23 protein-coding genes and 4 pseudogenes are annotated in these 25,588 nt (G+C 52.7%); 12 read left to right on the forward strand and 15 right to left on the reverse strand.

All coding sequences use genetic code 11. The annotated features are described in order from the left end of the window. Window positions 1-6: 6 nt before the first annotated feature. The 4 genes and pseudogenes from JMJ16_RS34615 to JMJ16_RS34630 all read right to left on the reverse strand — a co-directional run bounded on the left by JMJ16_RS34615 (window position 7) and on the right by JMJ16_RS34630 (window position 2,993). Entirely contained in the window at window positions 7-420 is a 414-nt protein-coding gene (locus JMJ16_RS34615; protein ID WP_201388966.1) for a nitroreductase family deazaflavin-dependent oxidoreductase, read from the reverse strand. 386 nt (window positions 421-806) lie between these two features. Further along, window positions 807-1,289: pseudogene (locus tag JMJ16_RS34620) on the reverse strand (IS6 family transposase); the annotation flags it as partial. A 31-nt stretch (window positions 1,290-1,320) separates the two neighbouring features. Beyond that, window positions 1,321-1,992 carry a transposase gene (locus tag JMJ16_RS34625; protein ID WP_201388968.1) on the reverse strand — a complete coding sequence of 224 codons (672 nt, stop codon included), beginning with the start codon at window positions 1,990-1,992 and terminating at the stop codon, window positions 1,321-1,323. 239 nt (window positions 1,993-2,231) lie between these two features. Further along, window positions 2,232-2,993 carry a DeoR/GlpR family DNA-binding transcription regulator gene (locus JMJ16_RS34630; protein ID WP_201388970.1) on the reverse strand — a complete coding sequence of 254 codons (762 nt, stop codon included), beginning with the start codon at window positions 2,991-2,993 and terminating at the stop codon, window positions 2,232-2,234. Window positions 2,994-3,146: 153 nt separating this feature from the next. Here JMJ16_RS34630 and JMJ16_RS34635 point away from each other — a divergent pair, with 153 nt between their 5' ends. Further along, window positions 3,147-3,842: an HAD family hydrolase gene (locus JMJ16_RS34635; RefSeq protein WP_201388972.1), complete on the forward strand. Its 696-nt coding sequence runs from the start codon at window positions 3,147-3,149 to the stop codon at window positions 3,840-3,842. Window positions 3,843-4,171: 329 nt separating this feature from the next. Here JMJ16_RS34635 and JMJ16_RS34640 read toward each other — a convergent pair whose 3' ends face one another. Both JMJ16_RS34640 and JMJ16_RS34645 read right to left on the reverse strand, forming a co-directional pair. Then, window positions 4,172-5,230, reverse strand: a complete 1,059-nt coding sequence (locus JMJ16_RS34640) for an ABC transporter substrate-binding protein (RefSeq protein ID WP_201388974.1) — start codon at window positions 5,228-5,230, stop codon at window positions 4,172-4,174. 76 nt (window positions 5,231-5,306) lie between these two features. Beyond that, window positions 5,307-5,696: a PPOX class F420-dependent oxidoreductase gene (locus JMJ16_RS34645; RefSeq protein WP_201388976.1), complete on the reverse strand. Its 390-nt coding sequence runs from the start codon at window positions 5,694-5,696 to the stop codon at window positions 5,307-5,309. 598 nt (window positions 5,697-6,294) lie between these two features. On the opposite strand from JMJ16_RS34645, the gene JMJ16_RS34650 reads away from it, so the two are divergent. Next, window positions 6,295-6,912, forward strand: a complete 618-nt coding sequence (locus tag JMJ16_RS34650; protein ID WP_201388978.1) for a LysE family translocator — start codon at window positions 6,295-6,297, stop codon at window positions 6,910-6,912. Window positions 6,913-7,124: 212 nt separating this feature from the next. On the opposite strand, the gene JMJ16_RS34655 is transcribed toward JMJ16_RS34650, so the two are convergent. After that, window positions 7,125-7,727: a TetR/AcrR family transcriptional regulator gene (locus JMJ16_RS34655; protein ID WP_201388980.1), complete on the reverse strand. Its 603-nt coding sequence runs from the start codon at window positions 7,725-7,727 to the stop codon at window positions 7,125-7,127. A 160-nt stretch (window positions 7,728-7,887) separates the two neighbouring features. Here JMJ16_RS34655 and JMJ16_RS34660 point away from each other — a divergent pair, with 160 nt between their 5' ends. The 3 genes and pseudogenes from JMJ16_RS34660 to JMJ16_RS34670 all read left to right on the forward strand — a co-directional run. Next, window positions 7,888-8,232 (forward strand): hypothetical protein, encoded by a 345-nt coding sequence (locus JMJ16_RS34660; RefSeq protein WP_201388982.1) that lies wholly within the window; start codon window positions 7,888-7,890, stop codon window positions 8,230-8,232. 54 nt (window positions 8,233-8,286) lie between these two features. Further along, window positions 8,287-9,057, forward strand: a complete 771-nt coding sequence (locus JMJ16_RS34665) for a hypothetical protein (RefSeq protein ID WP_236601821.1) — start codon at window positions 8,287-8,289, stop codon at window positions 9,055-9,057. 515 nt (window positions 9,058-9,572) lie between these two features. Beyond that, window positions 9,573-10,457 (forward strand): annotated as a pseudogene (locus JMJ16_RS34670) (reverse transcriptase domain-containing protein); the annotation flags it as partial. Between the two features lie 40 nt (window positions 10,458-10,497). Here the strand turns inward: JMJ16_RS34670 and JMJ16_RS34675 are convergent. Beyond that, window positions 10,498-11,645, reverse strand: a protein-coding gene (locus JMJ16_RS34675; RefSeq protein WP_374229122.1) for an IS3 family transposase whose coding sequence is annotated in 2 segments (ribosomal slippage) — window positions 10,498-11,382 and window positions 11,385-11,645 — 1,146 coding nt in all. Because the reading frame shifts where the segments join, the coding sequence is not laid out codon by codon here. A gap of 372 nt (window positions 11,646-12,017) precedes the next feature. Here JMJ16_RS34675 and JMJ16_RS34680 point away from each other — a divergent pair. From JMJ16_RS34680 to JMJ16_RS34705, 5 genes and pseudogenes are all read left to right on the forward strand, one after another. Continuing rightward, window positions 12,018-13,082: a group II intron reverse transcriptase/maturase gene (locus JMJ16_RS34680; RefSeq protein WP_374229123.1), complete on the forward strand. Its 1,065-nt coding sequence runs from the start codon at window positions 12,018-12,020 to the stop codon at window positions 13,080-13,082. 102 nt (window positions 13,083-13,184) lie between these two features. After that, a pseudogene (locus tag JMJ16_RS34685) lies at window positions 13,185-13,325 on the forward strand (reverse transcriptase N-terminal domain-containing protein); the annotation flags it as partial. A 775-nt stretch (window positions 13,326-14,100) separates the two neighbouring features. After that, a pseudogene (locus JMJ16_RS57440) lies at window positions 14,101-14,373 on the forward strand (hypothetical protein); the annotation flags it as partial. Window positions 14,374-14,860: 487 nt separating this feature from the next. Next, entirely contained in the window at window positions 14,861-16,675 is a 1,815-nt protein-coding gene (locus JMJ16_RS34700; protein ID WP_201382848.1) for a reverse transcriptase/maturase family protein, read from the forward strand. Window positions 16,676-16,962: 287 nt separating this feature from the next. Next, window positions 16,963-17,610, forward strand: coding sequence for a hypothetical protein (locus JMJ16_RS34705; protein WP_201388991.1), 648 nt, complete (start codon window positions 16,963-16,965; stop codon window positions 17,608-17,610). Here JMJ16_RS34705 and JMJ16_RS34710 read toward each other — a convergent pair. Continuing rightward, complete coding sequence (locus tag JMJ16_RS34710) at window positions 17,525-17,926, reverse strand: VOC family protein (RefSeq protein ID WP_201388993.1); 402 nt, start codon at window positions 17,924-17,926, stop codon at window positions 17,525-17,527. The genes JMJ16_RS34705 and JMJ16_RS34710 overlap by 86 nt on opposite strands. Then, entirely contained in the window at window positions 17,923-18,207 is a 285-nt protein-coding gene (locus JMJ16_RS34715) for a helix-turn-helix transcriptional regulator (RefSeq protein WP_201388995.1), read from the reverse strand. Before JMJ16_RS34715 ends, JMJ16_RS34710 begins: the two co-directional genes overlap by 4 nt. A gap of 379 nt (window positions 18,208-18,586) precedes the next feature. On the opposite strand from JMJ16_RS34715, the gene JMJ16_RS34720 reads away from it, so the two are divergent. Continuing rightward, window positions 18,587-19,129 (forward strand): dihydrofolate reductase family protein, encoded by a 543-nt coding sequence (locus JMJ16_RS34720; protein WP_201388997.1) that lies wholly within the window; start codon window positions 18,587-18,589, stop codon window positions 19,127-19,129. 51 nt (window positions 19,130-19,180) lie between these two features. After that, entirely contained in the window at window positions 19,181-19,702 is a 522-nt protein-coding gene (locus JMJ16_RS34725) for a hypothetical protein (protein WP_201388999.1), read from the forward strand. Between the two features lie 1,566 nt (window positions 19,703-21,268). Here the strand turns inward: JMJ16_RS34725 and JMJ16_RS34730 are convergent. The 5 genes from JMJ16_RS34730 to JMJ16_RS34745 all read right to left on the reverse strand — a co-directional run bounded on the left by JMJ16_RS34730 (window position 21,269) and on the right by JMJ16_RS34745 (window position 25,587). Further along, window positions 21,269-24,208, reverse strand: coding sequence for a PAS domain S-box protein (locus JMJ16_RS34730; protein WP_201389252.1), 2,940 nt, complete (start codon window positions 24,206-24,208; stop codon window positions 21,269-21,271). 161 nt (window positions 24,209-24,369) lie between these two features. After that, window positions 24,370-24,621 (reverse strand): hypothetical protein, encoded by a 252-nt coding sequence (locus tag JMJ16_RS34735; protein WP_201389000.1) that lies wholly within the window; start codon window positions 24,619-24,621, stop codon window positions 24,370-24,372. A gap of 134 nt (window positions 24,622-24,755) precedes the next feature. After that, window positions 24,756-24,890, reverse strand: coding sequence for a hypothetical protein (locus tag JMJ16_RS56190; RefSeq protein WP_255553263.1), 135 nt, complete (start codon window positions 24,888-24,890; stop codon window positions 24,756-24,758). Continuing rightward, window positions 24,887-25,129, reverse strand: coding sequence for a DUF417 family protein (locus JMJ16_RS34740; RefSeq protein WP_201389002.1), 243 nt, complete (start codon window positions 25,127-25,129; stop codon window positions 24,887-24,889). Before JMJ16_RS34740 ends, JMJ16_RS56190 begins: the two co-directional genes overlap by 4 nt. Window positions 25,130-25,191: 62 nt before the next feature. After that, window positions 25,192-25,587, reverse strand: coding sequence for a response regulator (locus JMJ16_RS34745; protein WP_201389004.1), 396 nt, complete (start codon window positions 25,585-25,587; stop codon window positions 25,192-25,194). Window position 25,588 lies beyond the last annotated feature (1 nt).

Consider the following 25,588-nt stretch of genomic DNA (forward strand, 5'->3'; position numbering starts at 1 on the left):
AACTTCTTATTTCACGCGTTCGAGCAGGAAGACGGGGATCTCGCGGTTCGTCTTCTGCTGGTATTCGGCATAAGGAGCAAATACCCTGGCTGCCTCTTCGAAGGCCTTGGCGCGCTCTTCGCCACTCAACTGCCTGGCACGGGCGGGGAACTTCTCGTTGTTAACCTCAACTGTGATATCGGGATGAGCCATGAGATTGTGATACCACTGAGGATGCTTTGGCGCGCCTCCCTTGGAAGCCACTGCCAGATAGCTATCGCCATAAGGAACCGCCATCAGCGGATAGACCCGCTCCTGACCCGTCTTTGCCCCCCTGGTTGTGATAAGGATCAAAGGGGCCCAGCCTGCGACCTTTCCCTTATTAGCACGAAACTCATCGACCACCTTCACGTTATTCTCAATAAAGTCACTATCCTTCATATTCTCTCTCCTTGTCTCTTTAGCGGAAGTTAGATCTTCCTTATTTATCGTACCACTTCACAATAATTTCCTGTGCACAACCCCTATCCCGGAGCGCCGCAGGCGCGAAGGACCTTCAAAGGAGTGATACTGACCTCCCCTCCTGAGAAAGGAATAGCCCTGCGCTAGAGCAATGTACAGAAAGGTTGATTTCTTGCTCCTTCCGACGCTGCTAAAGCACGCGTCTACATATGGAGGTACGGGGCCTCTCGCGCCTTGATATATAGACGCGTGCTTTAGCAGCGTCAGTCCCCACACGGCTCAATGCTACTGCACGGTTCTGTCAGAACTGAGTGCATAAAAGCCCACAGAAAGAGGTGGCAGTCTTTCAACACATCATCCATTGAGCTAAGAGCCTGTTTGAAAAACTGCTGGGCGGCTTCCATATCGCGTTTCTCGCTCAAGCGAGAATCAACCAGGTTGCCCTCAGCATCAATGGCGCGATAGAAGTAGCACCACTTTCCATGGACTTTGATAGACGTCTCATCCTCATACCAGGATCTTCCTGCCTGTCCCCATCGTTTTCTCCGCAGATGGTCTGCCACCAGAGGCGCAAACCGTGCTTCCCAGTCCCGAACGGTTTCATGGGCGAGCACGATGCCCCGCTCCAGAAACATTTCAGCGAGATCCCGTAGGCTCAACTTGTAGCGAAGCCGCCACAGGACAAGCAGCAGAAACACGTCAGTGGGATATTCCAGGAAGTTGAACGGTGTTCCTGTGCGCTCATTGAAGAGGTGCTTGCAAGCTGAGCAACGGAACAGGCGATAGCCGAGCGTGGCCTTCTGGGTTTGTTCTTTGGTGGTAGCTGAGGCGCAATGTGGGCAGGTCATGGATCGCTCCTTCGCAGATGAGTTGGTGTTCTCAGCATACCTTGCAAACGATCGTCACGGCAAGCCTTTCTCTGAATTCTGACAGAGCCCCTTCACTTGCTCCTTGAGCGTAATCTTTGCCGCGATCCCGACTCACATAGGTAATTTCTGGGTGATTGCGCATCCAGTCAGCTGAGGACTGAGACGAATGTTCAGCCAGTACGTCAATCACTTGATGCAAATCCAGGTCAACGAAAATCGTCCCGAACTTGCGTCCCCGTTTGAACGAAAAATCATCGATCTCCAGGGCTGTAACGGCTCCGGGAGCGGGGGTAGGCAGTGCCATGATCCGTCGGAGAATGGTCGTCCATGAGGTCACAATTCCCAGGTGAGCTGCAAGCCGGACTCCCAAGCTTCCCGACGTGGCCAAGCCAATGGCTTGGATGGCTGCGACCAGGCGAATCGTCATCTGCACCCAAGGTTCCACAAAGTCGTGGAGGCGCTCTGTGAAGACCTTGGGCTGGCAATCAGAATTCCGACAAAAGAATTTGCGTACAGCCAGATGGGGACGAACGTTGTGGCCTTCGCAGGGCACATCTCGAACGGTCCTGCTGTAATGACTATGAACTGAGGATGAGGCCTGAGCACAGAGAGGATAATATGAACAAGGGCGAGTGCTTGTCACCGAAATGGTGAGTGCCGTTGCTTCCTCGTGGATCTGCATGATGCACAATCCTTTAGGAAGAGACAAGAGAGGCGACCCTTCCATCATCAGCTCCTCGTGAAAACGAGAAAGCAGTATTTTTACAAAGAGCATATCATTACTTCACAATGCACATCACGCAGCAGAAGTAAGCAAACGGATTCACCAAAGCTGTGTATGACCCCTTCTTTACACCCATTACGGGTTAGTGTCTGGCCTGCGAGCGAGAAAGCAGTGTATATATAGGTATCCCGTTGGCTTTATAATGCTTTGACCACGGTAATATCTAAGGCTCGATATGGCTCCAGCACTTCATCCAGAACGGATTGTTCGGTAATGATTGCTGTAAGCTCACTCAATTGGCCTACAATGTAGGGCGAGGCCGTATTCAACTTCTCTGGCACTGTTAAGGCGATTACCTCTGATGCGCAGGCAATCATGGCACGCTTGAGATACGCTTCTTCTAGATGATTTGTGCTGATACCCACGGAGGGATGCAAGCCGCATACTCCAAGGAAATAGATATCCGCGCGCATCATACGTATTGTTTCTAGCGTGGCGGTCCCAAGTGTGACCATGGCTTCTTTGAGGATGTTCCCTCCCAAGAGTACGATTTCAATATGTGGATGATGCGCTTCTAGCGCTATCGCAACATGAGGATTGTTGGTCACTACTGTCGCGTGCAGGTCTTGGGGGAGGTGCTGGGCTACTTGGATATTAGTCGTGCCTCCATCCAGAAGAATAACTTGCCCGTTACGCACAAATTGGATCGCGGCCCGCGCGATAGTCGCTTTTCCCGCGGGAGCTTGCGTTTGACGCGAAGTGAAGTTCCCATAAACCGGTGGACGTGGTAATGCTCCACCATGAACACGCTGAAGTGCCCCCTCAGCTGCCAATTCACGCAAATCACGCCGAATTGTATCTTCCGAAGTGCCAAGTTCTTCGCTAACACGTTTGGCGACTACTTTCCCATCTTGCGAGAGCACCCGCAAAATATATTGCCTTCGTTCCGCTGTAAGCATCCTCTCACCTTTGCTGGTTTTTACATGTTTTTATCTATAATTGCCTGATTGGAGTTAGAGAGGTACATGAAATTACTTGACATTGCACGAAATTGCATATATCATCTTGGAATATGTATAGTATAGCATACATGGAAAGAAGGTCTGGCAACAATGCAACGCTTTCACTGCGACGCCATTTTGTTCGATCTCGATGGCGTGCTTGTGGACTCAACAGCTTGTGTAGAACGGTTGTGGTATCAGTGGGCCATTCGGCATGGATTAGATGCGCAGGAAGTTATTGCGTGCGCTCATGGTAGGCGTACTGTTGATACTATGCGCGCTGTCGCTCCAACTCTTGCCATTGAAGAAGAGGCTCGACGTATGGAACAAGCGGAAATAGAAGATACGCAAGGACTTGTGAGCATCACAGGAGCCGCTGACCTCTTGACCAGCCTGGCTCCTTCCCAATGGGCGGTAGTCACCTCTGGCTCACGCGCCCTTGCTACCACTCGTTTACGTGCGGTTGGCTTGCCTTTGCCATTGATCTTTATTACCGCCGGGGACGTCGCTCAAGGCAAACCTCATCCCGAGGGATATTTGAAGGCCGCAAGCCTTTTAGGAGTAACACCTCAGCGTTGTGTTGTGATTGAGGATGCGCCAGCGGGGATTCAAGCCGCGCTCAAGGCTAATATGACTGCTATCGCGGTCGCGTCCACGCACCAGCCCTCGGAATTGCAAGCCGCGCGAGTCTGCGTACCGTCACTGGCTGCTCTCCACGTGATCCATCTGAAGGGATCGGATCAGGCCAGGCCATCTTTGACAATTACGATAACTAGAACGATATATGGCCAGCTTCACGCTATCTAATGCTCAGCCATCGAGGACTGGATGGCTGGTTGCCTGGGATCGCAGTCGAGGATGTATGGGGGATCGGCAAACGCCTGGGGAAACGGCTACGTCAGGTGGGGATTGTGAGTGCGCGCGGGCTCAAGGAAGCGGACCTTCTCTGGCTGCGTCATCTGATCAATGTGGGGGCGCAGCAGGTGGCGCTGGAACTGCGAGGGGTGTCATGCTTGCCCCTGGAGGTGAAGCCGCGGCCCAGGGAAGGGATTATGGTGGCGCTCTCCTTTGGGCGAGAGATTGAGGAGCGGAGGAAGTTGGAGGAGGCGGTGGCGACATCGCTGCCCTGCCAGTGCTCATCGCAAAAGCAAAGGACGTTCTGCTTGTTCTGGAGGCCAGACGACACGGCGTCGCCCATTCTGCCATTGCACGATAAGCATCTGATGACCGGACTGAAGACCATTCAGTGCGTTGATGCGGAAAGCACCATAGAGCGTCGTGCAGACAAGTTGGTAGGCAGCAGCGAGTTGGGCTGTATCCTCACAACGACCACTGTCTCGCAGACAGCGCGCACACAAAAGCCCAGCTGCGAAGGCTTGTGCTGCAGGATACGGGGGCTCCCCTCCTGTAACAGCACCATACTTTGTTACAAACCAATCAGCATCAGGCCCTTCATCAGGTTGGGGAGCCGCCGACGCAATCCATTGCGCAGGTCCAAGCAGTCCTTCACGCCGGTTTCCCAGCGGAACAAGCACCTCCTCAACACCTGCTCCAACGAATGCCGCCGCACGCCATGTGTGCTTCAACAAGCTGGGAGCCGCCGCACACTCATCAGCAAAGCTTCCTGCAACGAGCAATATATCTGTATGTGGGACGAGCGATGCGGCTTCGGCTGCATGGCCTGGCTCAAAAGCCACGACCTCTACCTCAAATTTGAGGCTGACCGCGGCGCTTGCGACGCCCATTGCCACATCTTGACCAAAACCACTGGCTGTATGAAAGAGAGAGACAGTAGCTGTACCTGGATCGAATGCACGCACTGCTTCAAGGACTCCTGTAAAATAGGTTGAAGCCGGGGAGAGCACATTAATGACCTGGGGGAACTCCGGGCGAGAAAGCTGAGAGGTTGCACCACTGTGATTCCAGATCACACGTTTGCAGCTCCGTGCCGCTGCAAGCATCATATGACTTCCGTATGGCCCGAAAAGGAGATCAGGCTGCTCATTGAGAGCAGCACGCATACTTGTCCGCACGTCGCTTCCCGTGTCTCGTACGTTGAGCTCCACACCCATCCAAGGCGGAGGTAGGCGCGCGGCATGCTTGGCCCATAAGGAAAGACCGATAGCGCAGGCCTGCCCAAATGGGGCCAGCGGACCAGTCAAAGGGGTGACGAGCGCTGCACGTAGACCGGTCATACTATATACTTCCTGGTTCCTCGGAAAAGCCATTGGTTGCTACAGGTTGCATCCATGCTTGACCTTCAAGACATCCCTAGAGATTTTGACCAGCAATATGCTGAATCTTCATAAAGAGGACCACACGTGGATCACCACTATAGCGAAAAGACATCTCATAATGTTTCGCCAGGGTATCATAGAAGGTACCTGTTGGGTCTTCTTCAATCCGCTCCACGATACCGCGGAACTCGGCACAGGTATAGGGATCATCCACATCAGTGATAGACACAGCAACACGTGGATCCCGCTGAATATTCTGAAATTTTTTGCGGTTCGTCGTATGGGTGAACTTGATATATTCTCCATCCCACAAAAAACACATGGGAGATGACTGTGGAGCTCCATCGGGTCCAATGGTCGCGAGATGTGCAAGCTCCTTTGATTGAAGGATTTTCTGAACCTTTGGATTCTTCAGATCTGCCATAAGATAATCCTCTCTAAACCCTCTTTTCTGGAAAGGCTAGATAGTGCATGCTTTTCAAGCATTGCTCATAGCATTTCGAATGCTTCCATTCCTCACTCAAAATGAGTGACCTGAAAATTATTATATAGCACAAAGCCATTGAGACCAAACAGATCGTTTTCTAACTTTACCCCCTCGCGGGTCAAAGCCTGCGGCGAGCGATTCGGTTCTGTCAGAACTAGATAACAGAAGCCTACACGATAAACTTATAGAGGTCCTGCTTATCGTGTTGCTCCTGCTTGATGTTCGGCGGGCCCGCAGGCTTCCTGCCTGACTCCCTCTGCTGACCTGGAAACGCTGGTAGGCTCCATCTTGTAAATCCCTGTTTTCTGTGGCTCTCCCTCACCTTGTGTGATTCTGAACTGCTTCCGGCAAACAGCCAAAAAGGAAAGCCTGTTGCGCGCATCTCTCTATGACCAAAGTTGCTTTCCGTATGCGAGAGCTTTCACACAAAGTGAGGGAGAGAAGCCATAAGATTTGTCAAGCCCTGCGCAAGGAGAGTCTGGGGGCTCTTCTCATTACAGATGATGCTTCTGAGCAAAGAAAAGGGAACGGTTTTATGTCCTATCTTCCGAGTCTTCTTACGCTTGTTGGGGTCACACTTGTTGGGGCTATGAGCCCAGGTCCAGACTTTGCCACTACGGTCTACTACTCGACCCGCTCCCGTCGCGAAGGGACCTTTGTCGCTCTAGGGATCACGAGCGCTCTCTCTGTCTGGATCATCGGAAGCATGGCGGGGTTAGAGGTGGCGTTAGCACAAGTCAATTGGTTGGTCCAGATCATACGCATGCTTGGGGCTCTGTATCTCATCTCCTTAGGCATTCGAGCGATCCTTCATGCCCACGATCCTGCTCCCTCTTCCTCCGTTTCACCAATCACTGCTTCAGAGCTTGCTGCCTGGAGAGTTGGTTTTCTCTCGAATATGGGAAATCCAAAGGTGCTTGCCTTCTTTAGCAGTGTCTTTGTCGTACTTTTCCCTGCCCATCCCCCGTTCTGGGTTGAGGCTGCGAGTGTCGTGCTGATGTTGAGCGTCAATATTGTCTGGTATGGCTTGGTCGTCTTTGTCTTCTCTTTGAAACCAGTGATGCGTGTCTATCAGAAAGCAAAGCGATGGATTGGCTATCTCACTGGGGCGATATTTGTTGCGTTGGGTGTGCGCCTGGCTCTCGAAAGATAACCTCAAACTGCTTCTCTACCCGGACGAGATAGGTTCACACTTGCTCATCTTTTAGAGATGGAATCGCCAGGCAAATGAATGGGATACAGCTTCTGCCCCTGCTGCTGCCCAGACAAGCGGATTGATCCAAGTGGCTCATGAGTATATTGAGCCGCTTGGCGATGCAGATCCCACGGGATGTGCAACGAGAGTTCAGCAGGCTACTCATCAGTTTAGCGAGGGAAAGGAATGCCCATAGCTTGAAAAAGTCCAGAGGAAATAAAGGTGGTACACCAAAGCGCCATCTGCTGGGGGGGATAGGGCATGCCGTTTTCGAGCCACCAACGGATCATACTGATGAACCAGTTCGCCAGCGAGGCAACGGCTAGCCCCTCTGGCATCCCTTCAACTGCGTTCTGCGAGCTTCTGGGAGGCAGAGAGAGACGCTTACCCAGAAGTTCCCCCAGGGTGTCATGCATCTTTGCAGTGAACCAGGCATTGCTCACCATCACACGATACAATCTCGAATATTCAGCAATATGTGCGAAAGAGGTGGACAGCAGGGTGACCACCCCCTCTACTTCAGAGGCAGAAGGGGGCTTGAGTGGGGAACTTAGATCGCAAGCGAGTTGCTCAATCGCTTCTTGAAACAGGCTATTGCCTAACTCATACTTGTCCTGATAATGGCGATAGAAGGTGGCTCGATTCACCATCGCTCGCTCGGCAATTTCTCCTACGGTGATGACCTCAAAACGTTTTTCGGCCAATAAAGCAATTAACGTGTCCTGGAGGAGTTTGCGTGTGAGTCTGGCTCGGATATCCTGGTGTTTGCGCATCAAATTCCCCTTTGTGTTGTGAAATGCGACAGGGTTCCACCTTTGATTCTTGTTTTTGTCCGGCTGCCGCGCTATGCTCAATTCAGCAACAGTATATCGCATTTTTCGACACTATGTTGCATACGTCGTTTCCATTCCATTTGTTGTTGAGGAGAAAGGTATGTTTTTCGAAACGACTCCGTTTTGGGTCAATCTGCTTGGCATTGTCCTTGGTCTGTTCTTCTTATTTGCAGGGGCAAGAAAACTGTATGGATGGGAATGGGGGAAAAACAGTTATCTCAAACATTCCCCCCTTTGGGTCTATTACGTTTCTGCGGTCGTGGAGGTCGTTTCCGGAATCGGGCTCACCTTACCCCCTTTGAGATTCGCCGCCGCGCTTTTGCAGCTCCTGCTGATTCTCTGGATCTCTATTCGTTCCTGGCGTCATATCAAGGTCAAAAGTGTTCTTCTTCCGGTGACTACGGTTCTCTTGCTTCTCTTGTTGTTGTGGCTCACCCGTCCTTGAGCGGCGCGTGAAGCATGGTTCTGGCATCGCAGACAAGGAGAAGCTCTCATCCATATGACGCCATCAAAAGTCACCATTCAGATTACTCCGGAATCTATGCCCTCAGTCCCATCCTGGATGGGAGAAGTGGCAGCCTTTGCTCAGGTTCTCACCCATAAGGGTCTCCTGAAAAGGATCCAGGAGCAGGTGCGCTTCGCATGCGCCTGTTTTGGTCAATACGACCTCATCGATTTTGTTGCGGCGCTGATCGGCTATGTGATTTCAGGAGAGCCGACTCTGCAGGCCTTTTACGAACAGCTCGCTCCTTGGGCCGAGCCGTTCATGGCTTTGTTTGGGCGAAATCGGTTGCCCCATCGCTCGACCTTGTCCCGGTTTCTTGCTGACCTTGATCAGCCGACCGTGGAAGCCTTGAGGATGCTTTTTCAAAAAGATCTGCTTGCGCGCAAACCGTTTCCCTCTCCTGGGGGCCTGTTCGACCGGGCAAGCGGGCAGTGGCTTGTCGTCGATGTGGATGGAACACGACAAGCGGCCCGCCAACGGGCGCTGCCGCAGACCGATGCCTTGCCTGCTCCTCATCGTCGGTTTGATCAGGTGTGTGCACCGGGCTATCACGGAAGGAAGCGAGGAGAAGTTATTCGTACCCGGACAGTGATTCTCCTGGCTCATACACATCAGTTTCTTGGCACGTTTGGTGGACCTGGTAACGGGGATTACCGTGGGGAGTGTGCGACACGAAAGTCGCTCTTTTGGCTGTCTCGACGGTTCTTCCGTCATGAGACCTCCTGCTTCACCAGGAGTATCCTACCCAGACATGCGGTGTGGTAACGCAACCGTGTGAAGCTCTGGGGACAATGAAGCCGCAGCCGAAAGGCTGGCATCGGAATCGCGAGAAGACGATGCAACTGCAAGCATCAATGCTGTAAGGAGCTAGGATTGAGTGGAATGGTTAGCGCATGCAAACACCTGCTTAAACGTCGTAACGGTAAACAAGCCAAAGATGCTGACAGGCTTGACCCAAAATGGGAACGGAGGTGGTAGGGGAGCTGTTCGCTCTCCCCTCGTGAACACACAAACCTCCCGGCGGAAAGGGTGAACCTTCCCCACTCTGGCAAAAGAACGAAACGTGGTAAGCCCATATTTCTCCTGGCAACAGGAAAGCGACCCGCGAGGGAAGCCGATGGGAATGTGGGTACAAGAGGATGGAGAAAGCAAAGGCCACTCGGTAATCGAGCGGATAGGGGTTGAGTGATAAGCAAGATCACCCCACGCGAAAGCGGGCAGACTTCCATCTGGTCCTCTCTCACAAGAACACTGACAAACCGATCAAGGAGGCAAAGCAGATCACGGTTGCACAAACTGGTGCGGCCTCCCACGACCTCGTGGCAGGATGGCACGACCTTGACTGGAAGGCTATCACCCACAACGTGCGTCGGCTTCAGGCGAGGATTGTGAAGGCGACAAAGAAAGGCAGGTGGGGCAAAGTGAAAGCTTTGCAACGCTTGTTAACCCACTCGTTTAGCGGCAAAGCCTTTGCTGTTCGACGAGTGACAGACAACGATGGGAGCACGACTCCTGGAGTCGATCAGGTAATCTGGGACACTCCAGAAAAGAAATCACAGGCGGTAGTCGCGCTCAAGCAACGAGGATACAATCCTCAACCGCTCAGGCGCGTCTACATACCTAAGCGAAATGGCAAGAAACGCCCATTAGGCATCCCTTGCATGCAGTGTCGTGCTATGCAGGCTCTCTACCTCCTGGCTCTTGACCCGGTGGCGCAGACGCAAGCAGATCACGGCTCCTATGGGTTTCGCAAAGAACGATCAATCGCAGACGCGATCGCGCACTGTTTCAATATCTTTGCACAACAAACCTCAGCGCAATGGGTGCTGGAAGGCGACCTCAAAGGCTGCTTCGACGCGATTTCTCATACGTGGCTCTACACCCATATTCCAATGGAAAAAGCGATGGTACAGAAATGGCTCAAAGCTGGATTCATGGAAAAACACATTCTCTACCCTACAAATGCAGGAACTCCTCAAGGAGGGAGTTGCTCACCCGTACTCGCAAATAGGACGCTCGATGGCCTGGAGCGTGCGTTGAAGGAAGCTATTCCTCCAACAACGCGGAAAGGGAAATTAGCGAAAATTCATCTTGTACGATATGCCGATGACTTCATCATTTCAGGAGAATCAAAAGAGATCCTGGAACAAAAGGTGAAGCCATTATGTTGTTGTCCCGCTTTAAGTGATCAGATGAAGTGAAAGATCAACTTTTTCTCAACTCAAACTGAATGGGGCTGAGATAGCCCAGGGTGGAATGTTTGCGCACCCGGTTGTAATACACCTCTATGTAGGCAAAGAGGGCAGTGCGAGCCTCTTCGTGGGTTGCAAAGTGTGTTCGTGATGTACATTCTCGCTTCAGCGTTCCAAAGAAGCGCTCCATCACCGAGTTATCCCAGCAGTTGCCTTTACGACTCATGCTCACACGAATCCCGTGGTCCTGCAGAAACCTCTGATAGGCGTGGCTGGTATACTGACAGCCGCGATCTGAATGGTGAAGCAATCCCGCCTCTGGCTTGCGATGCCTGATCGCCATGGCCATCGCTTGCTCGACCAAAGCCTCATCTTGTTTGGCTGCCATGGCCCAGCCAACAATGCGCCGCGAGTAGAGATCCAAGACCGCTGCCAAGTACATCCAGCCGTTTGCTGTCGCAATATATGTCACATCTGTGACCCATTTTTCGTTCGGGCGCTCGGCCTCAAAAGCACGATCAAGTACATTTTCGGCTGGCGTTGCAGCAGGATCGGCATGGGTCGTCAGCACACGATGGGTCGTGTGATGGGCAGCGAGCTGGGCCTGCTTCATGAGACGCACCACGCGTTTGCGGCCCACACGAACGCCTTCATCGCGCAGTTGCACATGAATGCGCGGACTGCCATAGCGTCCCCGGTGCTGATGAGAGATTTTCACGATCTCTTTGCTGATTTCGCCATCTTCTCGCTCCCTCTGCGAGGGAGGGCGCTTTATCCAGGCATAGAACCCGCCGACCGAAACCGAGAGCACGCGGCACATGATCCGAACCTCAAACTGCCCTCGGTGGTGCTCAATAAAGCCGAAACGGTCTTCTACGGATGCGAGAAGATGGTCAGCGCCTTTTTTAGGATGTCACGCTCCTGTCGCAACACGTCATTTTCCCGCCGTAAGCGGCGCAGCTCCTCAGCTTCTGGCTGGAGATTTCCACTGCCAACAAACGCTCGTTCTCCGTTGGCCGCCAGCTCAGAGCACCAGCGACTCAGTGTGCTCATCGCAATCCCTAAGTCTTCTGCTACCTGCCTCTGCGATTTTCCGCTTGTGTGGACTAAATTCACAGCTTCTCGCTTAAAGGTCTTATCGTATGTTTGTCCCGTTGCCATGCTTTCCTCACTTCTTCTACGACCGTCCACTTCCAGTTTACTGTTTCATCCAAACCGGGACAACTACAATCTTGAGCCATCTCGATGCCTTTGCAGCGCGGGTGAAGGACGGTTTGCAAGAGGCGGACTGGCAGACACGTCGGGACATCATTCGGGCTCTGGTCAAGCGGGTAGATGTGGATCAGGAGCAGGTTCGTGTGGTGTTTCGCGTCAACCCGCCACCGCCCTCACCCCATCCGCCTCTCCACAACGAAACCTCAATTTTGCAACATTGTGGGAGGCGTGGTATCACCAATACTCAGCAATATCTATTTGGACAAATTGGACAAATATGTCGAACAAGTCCTCATTCCAGCTTACACCAAAGGGGACATGAGGAAAACCAATCCTGACTACGACGCGCTCCAAACGCGCTCGTATCGGGCAAGGAAAAAGGGAAACAAACAGCAGGCCAAAACACTGTTCAAACAGATGCAAAAACCGCCACGTCGTGATCCCTACGACCCCGATTACAGGCGACTCCGCTATGTGCGATATGCGGATGACACATTGCTTGGATTTGCTGGACCAAGGGAAGAAGCAGAAGGCATCAAGCGCCAACTCGGAGAGTTCCTACGCGATCATCTCAAATTGGAACTGTCCCAGGAAAAGACCCTCATTACCCATGCACATACAGAGGTAGCGCGTTTTCTTGGGTATGAGATTGCAACGCAGCATGAAAATACCAAACATGATCGATTCGGGCACCGCTCGGTGAACGGACGGATTGTGTTACGCGCTCCCACAACGGTCATCGAGAGGAAATGCAGCATCTACATGAAACACGGGAAGCCCACTCACCGTCCCGAACTCAGAAATGATGATGATTTCACAATCATGAGCCGATACCAGTTGGAATATCGCGGAATTGTGCAGTACTACCTACTGGCCCAGAACATTCCCCAATTCTGGAAACTTCACTGGATCATGAAGGAGTCGCTGCTCAAAACATTGGCGAGCAAGCACAAAAGGAGAGTGACCGACGTAGTGAGAAAATACCAAACCACGACGGAAACCTCACAAGGGACCTTGAAATGCCTAGAAGTCATTGTTCCGCGAGAAGGGAAAAAGCCGCTTGTAGCGCGCTTTGGCGGGATACCATTGCGACGGCAAAACGCAGCCATTCTCATCGATCAGCCCTTCCTGGTGTTTAGAAATCAACGCAATGAATTACTGAAACGACTTCTTGCGGAGAAATGCGAGCTTTGCGGATCAAGAGAGAACACCGAAGTTCATCACATTCGCAAGCTCGCCGATCTGAACATGAAAGGAAAAGCTGAAAAGCCAACCTGGGTAAAGTGTATGGCAGCGAGGCATAGAAAGACGCTTGTCGTCTGCCAAGACTGTCACAGAGCTATCCATGCCGGAAGACCTGTTGGACAGAATATCAGGACATAAATCACTGGCGAGCCGGATGATGCTAACGTATCAAGTCCGGTTCTGAGGGAGGCCGAGGGAAAAGGATTGGTGAACAATACCTCGCCAGCGGCCTACCCTACCTATCAAGCCTCCCTTCGTGGCGATGAACACGTCGTTCACAGCTTACAACGTCTCCTGATGAAATCGGAGGCCGCCCGTACCCTCGCGGTACGTCGGGTGACGCAAGACAACCAAGGCAAACGAACAGCGGGAGTAGACGGCGGCTCTCCCCAACTTTTGATGAGCCGGGTATTGTAGCGTTAAGAAGGAACGGTGAAGAAGTGCAAGGAAAGAGCGAAAAAAGGTGAAAGGGCTTCCAACTGTTTCTTGGGGATGTGCGGGGATGTTCTCTTCCTCCTGTCATTGCAGAAGTTGTGCGGGTAGTGGCGGGTAGTGCCCCCCATCACTCTCACAGAAGACCATCAGGTTTCCTGTGAGGCGGAAAGCAACACAAGCCGACCGATGCAGAGCCAAGCCTGATCCCATCGGTTCCATTGAAATTGCGCTCAATCAACATGCAAGACGCGCAAGCGGAGCAAGTCAATGTTGGCTCGCCCATACATCTGTCGTTTGAGCAGTTTGAGCCGGGTGATGTGTCCTTCCACTGGCCCCGTACTCTATGGCTCCGTCAGGGCGGCGAGAGCCGCATCAGCTTCGTTTTCTAGACCCAGAGCAAAGCGACGTATTTCCTCGCAAGGACTCGCTTTCGCCCTCTTTAGCCAAGGAAAGAACATCTGGTCGTCACGCTTCTTGATCATCTGGAGAAACTCTTTCCCCAAGGTAGAGAGGTTCTCCAGAGATGGAGCCAAACGAAAGAGATGTCCGTGTCTATTATGGTGGATTGAACACGCTGAGTGAAGATGGGTTGGATGGAGAGGACCACTACCAAGTAGTTCTCTGGCCTGAAAAGTACCGATCTGTCGAGATCTTGAAAAAACGGCCATCCCTTTGATCATTATGTAACAGGCGAGTGTCCACATAACTTGAGAACTTTTCGAGAATGCTGCTTGCTTCTGCTATCTCAGAAAGGCAGGACACTGCTGCCTTTCTCCGGGTACTCGCCAAAGCCTTGCGCAATTACGGCACTCCAGAGGCCATCGTTACGGATAGCGGTGGAGTCTTCTATTCAAAACGTGCAATGGCGATATATGAAGCTTTGGACATTCGTAAAGAGCGAATTGACCCCAGGCAGAGCTGGCAAAATTACGTGCGCCGCGTCGGTGGCTATTGGAATTCCTGCGCAATGCAGGAGAGGTCGAGAGCGAAATGACCTCTAGGATAATGACTTACTTGGAAGGGAAACCTGAAGAGGAAAACAGCATGTCATTAAAGTGGAGAAAGGTTGAAGGTATGTAAATCTTGGCTCTGCAAATCCTGTGTGTATGGTGAGTGAATAACGAACCTAAGTTCTTGGTGGTGATATGCCACACCCGTCATAGCATACCTGAAATGACGACACTGGAATACGCATGTGATGTAATTAGTGCGAAACCGCTCTCTCCAGTGAACCGCAAGCAATGAGCTTGGTGTGAATAACACAGAACATGGCACCTAACCACACTCAACGTTCCATAGACGCAAACGTGGGACGGCCTACAGGCGGCGACGCCCAGGGCTGCGGACCCCCCATAGTAGTCAGAGACGGTAACGCCGTTCACAAGGCGAAGGGGCAACCTACGAAAGTAGGCCAGAGCGCTCCCTTGATAAAAGAGCGCAGGGGAGGTATCGTGCAGTTTCACCAAACAGAGGTATGCGTAATGCAGGACGCCAACGTTTACCTGGAACTGGTTCGTGAGCGAGGCAAAAAGGGGTTGCCTCTTGAGCGGGTCTACAGACAACTCTTCAACAGAAATCTTTATCTCAAAGCCTATGGCAAAATCTATCGCAATGCGGGCGTTCTCACCAAAGGCGTCAATGAGGACACCATTGATGGAATGTCGCTGGAGAAAATTGATGCGATCATTGAAGCGCTGCGACATGAACGCTACCGATGGAAACCAGCGCGCCGAACCTACATCCCCAAAAAGGATGGAAAACAACGCCCACTGGGTTTGCCGGTGTGGTCGGATAAACTGCTTGGAGAAGTGGTCAGAATGATCCTCTCCGCTTACTTCGAGCCGACATTTAGCGACCACTCACACGGTTTCCGAGAAGAACGTGGATGCCATACAGCACTGAGAGAGATTTACTACGGATGGAGTGGAACCACCTGGTTCATAGAGGGCGACATTTCAGGTTGCTTTAATAACCTCGACCATGAATTGCTCATCTCAGCGCTGAGTGAACATATCCATGATGGACGGTTCATCAACCTCATCCGACAACTGCTCAAAGCTGGCTACCTGGAGGAGTGGAAATTTCACCGGACACTCAGTGGTGTTCCGCAGGGTTCCGTTGTCAGCCCGGTGCTTTCCAATATCCTACTGGACAAGCTGGACAAGTTTGTAGAAACAGTCCTCATCCCAGAATATACCAGAGGAGAGAAAAGAAAACGGAACAAGACGTACCAACACCTGATGGGACAAACTGAGAAGCATTACCGGAAAGGAGAAAAAGGTCAAGCCGCCATGTACCGCAAACAGGCGCAAAAGCTCCCATCAGTGGATACGCACGATCCCGATTTTCGCCGCCTGAGATACTGTCGCTACGCCGACGATTGGCTCATCGGCTTTATCGGTCCCAAATCAAAAGCGGAAGAAATCAAGCATCAACTCGAAATCTTCCTGCGCGACGAGCTCCACTTGGAACTCTCCAAAGCAAAGACGCTCATCACGCACGCAAGAAGCCAAGCAGCACGCTTCCTGGGGTACGATATTACCACCATCCAGAAAAATGCCAAGCGCATAAAGAACGTCGCACGTGGAACCAAAGGCAGAAGTGTCAATGGACGGATTGGATTACGCGTACCGCCAGAGGTGCTCAAGGAGAAATGTGACCGATACAAAAAGAACCAAAAGGTCATGCATCGACCTGAATTGGAAAACGATAGCGACTTTACGATCATGGGCCTCTATCAACTAGAGTACCGAGGAATTGTCGAATATTACCGCCTGGCCTACAATCTGCACACCCTCGACCTGTTGAGATGGGTCATGGAAGTGTCGCTCACAAAGACGTTAGCACACAAACACAAAACATCAGTGCAGAAAATGTGCGATAAGTACAAGGCCGAATGGGAAGAAAACGGCACGACCCATCGAGGACTTCGCGTGGTCATTCCACGTGAAGGAAAGAAACCCCTGATAGCGACCTGGGGCGGCATCTCACTGCAATGGGATGTCAAAGCAATCCTAAATGATCAACCGCCACACCAAACGATGGGGCGCTCTGAATTGGAGAAGAGGCTTCTGGCCCAGGTATGCGAACAATGCGGCGCAACGAGCCAGACCATCCCCATCGAAGTACACCACATTCGGGCACTCAAGGACCTGGAGAAATATCCAGGCCGTGAGAAACCCAGATGGGTGCAAATCATGGCGGCCAGACGCCGCAAGACGTTGATCCTATGCCGAACGTGTCACCAGGACGTCCAATATGGACGCCCAATGAGACGACAGCAACCAAGCTCATGAAGGGAATACACCAACGATACTGGAAAGCCGGATGCTAGGAAACCAGCACGTCCGGTTTGGGGGAGGGGAGTCGAAAAAGTACCACAGTAATGAGGCAACTCGTCGGCTTCCTATCCTACATAGAGGCGCACTTATACGTTATTTGGAATTTGAGCGAGAGGGAAAATTGCTAAATAACGTGTATTATGTGGACTTGGGACGACCAAGGGAAGGGCCAATTCCACATAATCGGGATAATGCGGCGTCTCACGGATTATTATCTAAATAAAGCCCCTACACTGGATGAGATGAAAAAGGCCCATCGTAAGTTTATTCGGGATAATAACACGCAAATCCACTTCGCGCATCGAGAACGTCAGGATAATCGTCACAGTCCCCAGGATGTCCTACGTGGTGTCTTAGCGCGGACCCTCCCAGCTCCCACCCTGGCCCGTATTTTCTTTGCAACTGAGTTTACCCGCCACTTAGATCGATCAGGATATATTCGTTTTCGTCGATGGCGCTTCTATGCGGAAGCCAGGTTAGCGAAACAAGAAGTTGAGGTAAGCTTTTACACCAGCACACTCAAAATTGAGTATCAGGAGACGGAGCTAGCTTTCTATACGGTAGAATGGGAGGATAACAAGCACATCAAAGAGGTGAAGAATCCTCGCCTGATCGAGACAGGTTATCGGTCGCCACAGCTTACGTTGTGGACGCTCGGACCTGATGAATGGCTGCTTTTCCTGAAACTGCCCGACTACGCAGCGCGAAAAAAGCCACCCAAGAAGCTGGATGTCATTCAACTCCAGCTTCCCGATGTGGCGGAACACAGGCCATTTGAAACGGATCAGGCACAAAGCAGGAAAATTAGGCCCCCTTCTTCAACTCGACAATTTGAAGAAGATTGCCATTGGTATCGTCAAAGACGGCCGTCGTCGGTCCGCCCTGGCTGAACGGCTCCTGGGTAAATGTCACCCCCAACTTCTGCAGGCGCTCATACTCAGCCTGGACATCATCGACCGCAAACGAGGTGATGGGAATCCCATCTTCCACTAATGCTTCGCGCAAGGCTTTCATGGCAGGGTAGTCTGCATTTGGCTCCAGCAGGATCTCTGGGCCATCAGGATCTTCTGGAGAAACCACGGTAATCCAGCGCGCGCCTCCGCCTAATTCGATGTCCCTCTTCTTTTGAAATCCCAGTATTTCCGTGTAGAAGGTCAGGGCCTGGTTGTAATCAGCTATAGGAATGCTCGTGATGTAAATCCTCATGAATCCTCCTTCTTTTTCTCTCCCCAGCGCTGTTGAATAGCGCTTAAGGGCTTTGTGTTGATGTAATGGAACTTATATCGCCCCTGGCGTTTGACCGTCACCAAATTGGCGGCCTCCAGGATCTCCAGGTGCTGCGATATCGCTTGCCTTGTCGATGCTATCTGGTGTCGCAGAAGCAAGCGCGAACATAGTTCGAACAATGTCTGTCCATCGTGCTCAGAAAGCTCATCGAGAATCGTTCTTCTGGTCGGGTCGGCAAGTGCCTTAAAGAGTAAGTCCATGTCCATAGCAAGAGCATACGCAAGTGAATACTTGCATGTCAAGAGGATACGACTGGGAAAAGAAAAAAACTTCTCGAATCTTGCTCACTTCTCGAAGCGAGATCCGATCAGGCATGACGTTTTATGCCCAATTTGAGTGCGACACCTCGCCGTATGATGCTTGAAAGGGTGCGCACTCAAATTGGGCATAAAAGTTGGTGTCATCGCCGAGGTTGATAGAGGACTTCTCACCTTTTCTGGGAATGGGTGCTGATTGTAGGCAGAGAAGAGCAAGATGGGAGAAGTTTTTCCTGATCGACTTCTGGTAGACTATCCGTACGTCGCGAACACTTGCAAATTGCAAGTACATTACGGTGACATTCCTTTTAAGGAGAAAAATGTGAGAAAAATAGTTGCTTCGATGCTCATGGCTCTGGATGGTGTTGTTGAAAATCCAGAGTGGACTGTTCAATTTAGGCGTGAAGACTCACAAAAATATAAATCCGATGAGCTTTTTGCCAGCGATGCACTCCTTCTGGGGCGTAGAACATATCAGGAATTTGCAGCCGGCTGGCCGAGCATGCAGGGAACTGGGAAGTATGGGGAGCGCATGAACAGCCTGCCGAAGTTTGTGGTCTCCACCACGCTCTCAGAAATGGAGTGGAACGCCAGCTTGCTCACGGGCAATCTCGCGGAGGAAGTCTCCCGGATCAAGCAGCAACCGGGGCAGGATGTGTTGATTTTCGGGAGTGGAGAGCTGGTCCACAGCCTGATGTCCCTGGACCTGATCGATGAATATCGGCTCATGGTCTTCCCGGTCGTGGTGGGCGGCGGCAAGCGTCTCTTCCGAGAGGGAAGCGAGAAGAAGGTGCTGAAGCTGATCGAGACCAGGACCTTCAGTTCCGGCGTCATCGTCCTCACCTACCGACCAGATCGGCCTTAGCCGGAGCGGAGCTAGACCAAACGCTGGCAACTCTCATCGAGACGTTTGGAGGTGCATCTCGTTGCGCAACCCGTGGGTATTAGAAGCGATATTTTTACTGCCCTGGCTGAGATCTATGCTTTGCAAGGGGAGAAGCAACAAACCTATACAGCGATTGGACAGGCAAAAGATGCGTATCCTAATCATCCAAGAAGCGACTCGTCCTATTTTTATGCTGACTCTCCTGTGAACTTGCTCCATCAAGCTGAGGCCGAGGCATTCCTGCATTTACATCAGCCCAGACGAGCGTTAGAAGCTTTACAGGCAAGTAATAAAGAGCCACTCACTGGTCGAGGACGCTGCGAGCATTTCATCCGCCAAGCAGAAGCCGGGCGGCAATGTCATGATCTTGAACTTTTTAGGAGCAGTTTGATCGAGGGTTCATTGCTTGCGACAGCGTTAGGGAGTAGCCATCGTTTGCAGTCGGCATTACAGGTCTATAACCAGGCTCCTCGTGATTGGAAAGAGAATGCTCAAGTAAAATGGCTTAGCGCAACTATATTGAGCTTTCCAGAAAGGACTGGCAAATATTGAGTGAGAGAGGCAAAAGAGACGAGATATCAAGTTCTCTCCTCGCTCCATTCCCTCTAGAAGCCGCATAAGGGTTGCCTTCTTTCGGAAGAGAGTGGGTTCGTCTTCCAGTTCGACATCACTCATGACACCCATGAACGAGACATTTTGGAGTGTGCAGCAGTGATGACAAAAGAAAAAGCCCTGGAGTGGTGCGTCCAGGGCTTAGAGGTTGGTTGGATGAGGTGTGCTGTGGTGATGGATTGCGCACTTCAATCAACGCGATGATGTGCCGTTTTCATGTGCCGCTTTCACGGGATTTTACACGCGATGTACTGGTGGGGGTCCAACAGCAAAAATGGGTAGGCTAAACAATTGTGTGAGACGTACCATTGTGGGCCGATAAGAAAGGTACCGATGACAATGCCCCCTATCCCGCTGCATAGGGCAATGAAGGCCAAAATAGCATAGTCAGTCAGGTCAAAGCGATTTCTCATAACACCTCCAGAAGAAGAAATGGAGCGAGGAGAGAACTTGATATCTCATCTCTTTTGCCTCTCTCACTCAATATTTGCCAGTCCTTTCTGGAAAGCTCAATATAGTTGCGCTAAGCCATTTTACTTGAGCATTCTCTTTCCAATCACGAGGAGCCTGGTTATAGACCTTTAATGCTGACTGCAAAGAGTATGAGGGAATGAGAACCTGGTGCCTGGTGCTGCTCTCTCTGATGAGTGCCGTTGTCTCATTGTCTCTTCTCCTTGCTTTTTGCGCTCCCGGAGGAGGTCTTGACCGGGCAAGGGGGTGCATGCCTTTTCTTCTATCTATCGCTATCGCGATTGCAGAGAAAGACACGTTTCTCTGCTCAACTGGAGGCGCCACTGCTCCTTTTTGGTGGCTGCCCTTCTCCCTGTGAACACACGATGCGCAGAAAAGGATGGTGTCCACGGACACAACAGGATGCGAGCGTAGGCGTGGGTGAGGATGTGTTTTCTGGAAGAGCCTACGATAGAAGGTGGATATGTCTCAGACCTGTCTCAGACAGGAAAAGACACGTTTGAGACGGCTTGCGGAGCGAGTGTGAAGCGTAGGGGCGTGTGTTGTGTCTCTGAAACGCGAGGGGGCAGCAGGGAACTTCCCCCAGAGAAGCCAGGAATCGCCTGGAGCAGGTGACGGCGCAAGGAGCTGAGATGACCCCAAAGCATCAAGAGATCATTGATACGACATTGCAGGCGATCCAGGTGGCTGCGTCTGCAACCACGGCTGAGTGATTGTCTTCAGGCTCGTCCTCCCGTTGGAGATGACTTGCGAGAGCACTTCGGCAGAAGGCGAGGCCTTGCCGTACGAGCGCTTGAGGCGCGCGGTACCAGAAGGATCAGGGAAGGCGAGGATGCAAAGAACACGCAAACGAGAGAGGCAATGTGTCTCCATGACGCGTCGAAAAGCTGCCTGAATCCTGCGGCTCGTGACGAGCGAAGGTGTCCGCAGGAAACAGGTCCGTGATGGCGGCGCGCATCCGTGCGCATCCGTGTCGACACGGCTTCTGCCGCCATCATCGTCTCACATGATGTGCATGTGGAGGTCGTTCCCGGGTCAGCCATCCCTCTTCTTGGGCAGGGTTACCTGGAAGGTGGAGCCTTTGCCGACGTCGCTGTCCACCGTGATGGTTCCCCCATGACCGTTGACGATCTCCCCGACAATGTATAACCCCATGCCCAGGCCAGGGATCCCTCTCTTCCTGGAATCAGTGACCCGATAGAACCGGTCAAAAATCTTGTCGCGCTGCTCTCGCGGGATACCCAGCCCATGATCGCGGACCCGAATGGTCGCCTCCTCAGGGGAGGCGGAGAGATCCATCTCGACGGTCTGAGCATCGGGAGAATACTTGATAGCATTACTGAGCAGGTTGGTGAAGACCTGTCCCAGCCGGTCTCGATCCCCCAGCAGGATGGCTTGCACGGTACCCCGCACCAGGATGGTATGGCTGGGATGTGTTTGCTGCATGGTGTCGACGATCTCCCGCAGCAACGCATCGAGATCCACCGCTTCCTGCCGATACTCGAGCTTGCCCGCCTGGATTTTGGAGACATCCAGCAAGTCTTCCACCAGTCGGGTGAGTTTGTTGATCTGGGTTTGCATGCTGGAAAGCGCCGAAGCCTGCAGGCCTTGTTTGGTCAGTTGCCGGTGCAGCAAGGTGGTCTGCAGTTTCAAGGCGGTAAGTGGGTTCCTCAGTTCATGGCTGGCCATGCTGATAAAGTCATCCTTGCGTTGTTCCAGTTCCTTGCGCGCCGAGTTATCGAGCACAAAGGTGATCACCTGGAATGGGTGATGCTGTAAGAGGGCCCCGCCCACGAGCACGGGAAGGCGACTGCCATCTTTGCACACGTATTCTTTCTCATAGGGCGTCAGCGACTGCTGGGCATCAAGTTCCTGTTGGGCCTGCTGGGTCCGAGCCAGATACTCTGGAGGGGTCATCTGCATCCAGTTTATACACCCCACGCGGAGGTCTTCTCGTGTATAGCCGGTCATGCGTAGAAAGGTGTCGTTGGCATCCACAATCTGGTCGCCTTCGCCGACAAAGATTCCGATAATGCTGGAATTCATCAGGACGTTCGCTCGTTCCTGACTCTGGCGCAAGGCTTCCTCCGTCCGCTTCTGGTCCTCGATGTCGGTGCAAGTTCCAAACCATTTCAGGATGTGTCCCTGCTCATCTCTGAAAGGGATGCCTCGTACCAGAAACCAGCGGTAGTTCCCCGTCTTGCCCTCGCGCAGGCGATATTCGACCTCATGAGATTGGCCGGTGCGGAGCTGCGTCTGCCAGACCGTCCACGTCTTTTGTCGATCATCGGGATGGACGAAATGCAACCACTGGTCTCCATTGACCCCTTCAACGGGAACGTTCAGATAGGTAAGGAGGTGCTGATTGCCATATTCCAGAAAGCCATCCGGTCGCGTCGTCCACACAAGCTGAGGCATCGTCTCCAGCAAAACGCGAAGCTCTTCCCGGCTTTCTTTGAGCTGCTGCTCGACCCGTTTCTTCTCCTCAATGTCGGTGCTGGTGCCAAACCATTTGATGATCTGGCCTCTTTCATCACGTACCGGCATGGCGCGGGCTAAGAACCAGCGATACTCCCCAGTCTGGCCATTTCTGAGACGCTGTTCGTGCTCATACATGTCTCCCGTGTCCAGGGCATGCTGCCAGAGAACTCGGCTACCTTCCCGATCATCGGGATGGAAGAACTGGAGATACGCCCATGGGTCGCTTTGTATCTGCTCAAGCATCAACCCGGTGTAGTCACGGTAGCGCTGGTTCACATACTCAAGCAGGCCGTCGGATCGTCTCACCCACACCAGTTGCGGCACCGTTTCGGTCAGCACACGCAAGCTCTCCCGGCTTTCTTTGAGCTGCTGCTCCGCCCGTTTCTTCTCCTCAATGTCGGTGCTGGTGCCAAACCATTTGATGATCTGGCTGGTTTCATCACGCACGGGCATGGCGCGGGCTAAGAACCAGCGATACTCCCCGATCGTGTTCTGGCGCAGGCGCAGTTCCGTTTCATACCCCCCGCCGGTCTGGACGGCGCGCTGCCACGCGGTGCGGACGCGTGGCCGGTCTTCAGGATGCAGACACTGCATCCATCCCTCCCCCTGGGCCTCTTCGGTACTCAGGCCGGTATAGTCGCACCAGCGTTGGTTAAACGAGTCATGAGAGCCGTCTGGTTGCGAGGTCCAGACCATCTGGGGGATGGCATCGATGAGGGCATGGAGTTCCGCTTCGGCGCGCTTGCGCTCGGTGATGTCGATGCTGGCGATGACGAGGTACGCGATGTGGTGCTCCGCATCCCTGTGGGGAGTGATCGCGACCTCCAGGTGACGGTCCAGGCCTTCTCTGAGGTGAACCACCGCCTCGAACCGCACGGTTTCTCCCCTGCTGGCTCGCGCGATGGCGGCACACAACTGCTCTTGACTGGTCGGAGAACAGGACCACCACCGGGTTTCGACGAGCGGGTAACCAATGACCTCCTCGCGTCGGACGCGCGCTTCCGCCAAGGGAACCTCATTGATCTCCAGGACGATCCCCTCGGGGGTCAGCACGCCGACCCTGCTATACAAGCCATTCAGGTCCTCGATGGAGAGACGCTCGTCCTGGGGAACCGGCGCCTCTCGTCGGGCTGCGGCTCTGCCCTGGTGGACCTGCACCATCAGCCCTCCCATCGTGGGAGCGAGCTGCACGTGCAGCCAGGTCTGGGTCACGGGAGAAAGATACTCCACTTCGCTTGGTACTCGGGTCTGGGTGGTCTTCTGGACGGCCTGGTAGAGCGCGGTGCTCACGAGCTGTGGAGCGCAGCGCCACAATGGCTTGCCACATACTTCCTCTCGTGTGGCTCCGAGCATGGTCTGCGCGCTGGCATTGGCATACACAATCGTGGTGGCGTCATCGACGACAAACAACGCATCAGGAAGCGTCTCAAGCGTGATGAGGAGCATTTCACGCGATGTGAGCATGCTTGACTCGCTGCTTTGTGGGTTGAACATCATACTGTCTCTCTCCCTTTCATATGGCCCATGTCTCGGTGAAGAGGTTTTTCGCCTCTGACATCGAGCTATATTGTTGTATGGTGGTTGTCGACCTACCTTCTCTTTGTGGGCAGAATTATCGAGTACAAGGGATCATCGAGCAGGGCCGTGCGAGTTCCTCATGTGCCTGCTCGGTATAGGCTTTGTATTCTGGAGGGGTCATCTGCATCCAATTGATCTTTCGTTGACAGAGATCTTCCCGGGGATAGCTGGTCTGCGTAAAAAGGCATATTGGCCTCCACAATCACATCATCTTCGCCAATGGTGATCTCGATACTCGTTGAGTTTATCAGTGCGCGCACCCGTTCCTGGCTCTGGCGCAGGGCCTCTTCAGTCTGTTCGGCCCGCTTCAAACATCGATGTCTGCACATGTAAAATCCAGTGCAGCATCGTCCCCTGCGCATCTTTGTAGGGAATCCTTCGAGCATGATGCACACTGCCAGAACAGCTTGCCAGGCAGTTCGTGCTTGCTTGTCCCAAGCATGGTGGCGGCTCTTGTATTCACCTACTGGATCATGGCTCTCTGATCGAGAAAGATCGGCGCATCAGGAGGCGTATCCAGCAGAGCAATGCGTTTCAGGTCGAGCGCAGACGAATTGCCCGAGGGTCCATCCTCATCTCTGAAGCGTGAGGTAGTCAACTGCTCTCCTTCTTGTGTGCTTGTTTGGCTGCTTCCATCGCTATGATGCTCACGGTGGCAGCAGCCAGCACGACATCCTTTAAGAGAAATTCACCATACAGGGTGAGCGCGGGAAATCCGGTCACTGCTGGCGCAATCACAAAAATGGTCAGTGTTCCAGTACACAAGACCAGGCAAAGCAGGCCGACGTAACGCAGCCATGCACCTGCAATGAGGGGAATGGCGGCAACGATCACCATCTCTTACCAGAAAGGGATGAATACGATCACCATCTCTTTCTGGTAAAAAACTCTTGTCCTTCTCATGCAAGAAGATGTGCGATCAATTGCAGCAGCGTCTCCAGATCAAAGGGTTTCTGGAGCGTTCTGAGATGCTCCAAGGCACCGCTTTCTTGTGGCAAATCGGCACTCATGAGGAGGATGGGGGTTTGCTCACCTCCTTCTCTACGCTGCAACTGGTCGGCGAGTTCCAGCCCATTCATCCCAGGGAGATGATAATCGAGGAGAAACAAATCAGGCGTGATCGTTTGCAGCATATTTAGCGCCATCTCGCCGCTCGGGGCAAGATGCCCTTGATAGATTGCCTCCTCCTGGAGCACTTCCAGCAGGAGATTGCCAAGGATGGGATCATCTTCGACAATGAGAATACGCTTGACAACTAGAACATCACTACATGCTTGTGGCTGGGACGCATACATG

It is taken from the genome of Ktedonobacter sp. SOSP1-52, from assembly GCF_016587395.1.